The organism is Sphingopyxis sp. (assembly GCF_016463645.1).
Taxonomy (GTDB): domain Bacteria; phylum Pseudomonadota; class Alphaproteobacteria; order Sphingomonadales; family Sphingomonadaceae; genus Sphingopyxis.
Map to the genome: position 1 here is coordinate 1,535 of NZ_JAEMQX010000224.1, position 1,251 is coordinate 2,785.

Annotated in this window: 1 protein-coding gene and 1 pseudogene; both read right to left on the reverse strand. The window is 66.3% G+C overall.

Translation table 11 applies throughout. The features are described 5' to 3' along the window. Window positions 1-629: pseudogene (locus JHC57_RS21835) on the reverse strand (hypothetical protein); the annotation flags it as partial. A gap of 50 nt (window positions 630-679) precedes the next feature. Next, entirely contained in the window at window positions 680-1,039 is a 360-nt protein-coding gene (locus tag JHC57_RS21840; RefSeq protein ID WP_093067899.1) for a DUF3768 domain-containing protein, read from the reverse strand. Between the last annotated feature and the right edge of the window lie 212 nt (window positions 1,040-1,251).

Sequence of the window (1,251 nt, forward strand, 5' to 3'; positions counted from 1 at the left end):
CCGAAGAGGTGCGCCTTGACGCCGATCGGCAGGATGCGGGTCAGCCGCTCGACGACGGCGATCAGCCCTTCGGGACCGTGGATCGGTCGCCGGCACATGCTGCCGATGCCGACGACGGTGCCGGGCAGGATCAGACCGCCGATCGCGTCGAGTGAACGGACGTAGTCGTCGGGCACGCGGCCCTGCAGCACGGGCATCAGCCGGTCGCGGATGGCCAAGTCGTCGGCGCGGGCAAAGCATTCTCGGTTGGTGGCGGTGGTGCGCGCGATGCGGTCGAGCACTTCCTCGCGGTCGTGGGCAACGCCCTCTTCGCAGCAGTAATCGGCCGACGAGATGCGCCGGAACGGCCATGACGCGGCGAGTGCCATGTAATCGGCGATGCTCCAGGGAAGTCCGCGATAGCGGACCATCATGGTGTAACCGGCGGAATCTAGGTCGACACTGGCGAGCGGTGCCGCATTGGCAAGCGTGCCGGTGCGCCATCCCGACCACTCGCGCCAGCCATCGGCCTTGCGCCAGCGCGACAGACAATTGGCCGAGATCAGCACCGGCGCTTGCAGCATGACCGCGCGCTGAAGGATAGGCCCGTTTGCGAGATGCGGCAGGCCGAGGATGATTTGGATCGCCATCGTCTAGCTGCCAGCTAGCGGATAGCTGGCGGTCATCCTGACAGCAGACATCACATATCCTCGTGCAGCATGAGCGTGAGAACGCGGCGCGTGATGCTGGCGTCGGCGGGGTCTTCCGATCCCCATTCCAGCGCCACGTCATAATAATCGATACGGAAGTGTATCGTCTCCCCCGACACTTCGAACTGGCCGCGATCTCGCTCGGGGCAGTCGGCCGGGAAAGTGTAGCGGCGCAGCGCCTGCAGGACATGCGCCTGAGCAACGGCTTCCGAGGCAAGTGTACCGTTCGACAGCGCGCCGAGGCACGCGCGCGTCATGACGATCTTCGCGGTGCGGTCGAACCCCTGGCGGCAACGGTCGTTGAGCCGGGCCACGGCTTCGAGGCGCGTTTCGGTGGCGGTCGAAATCATGTGATGATCCTCCGTTTGGTCGATAGCGATGGTGGCGGGGACTTCAGGCGGCGAGCGCGTCGCTTCGTCCCCGGCCTCGTTCGGGAAAGGCCGCATGGAAGCGGTCGAGCCAGTCGCCCATCGTCGGGCGCTCGCCGGGCGGGATGACCGCCGCGACGTCCTGGAACCGGATGAGGTCGAGTGGCGCATCGCGGATGATGCGGTCGATCTCG

Coding starts and splice junctions, on each gene's coding strand:
- JHC57_RS21840 (WP_093067899.1), bottom strand. CDS start 1,039: ATGATTTCGACCGCCACCGAAACGCGCCTCGAAGCCGTGGCCCGGCTC.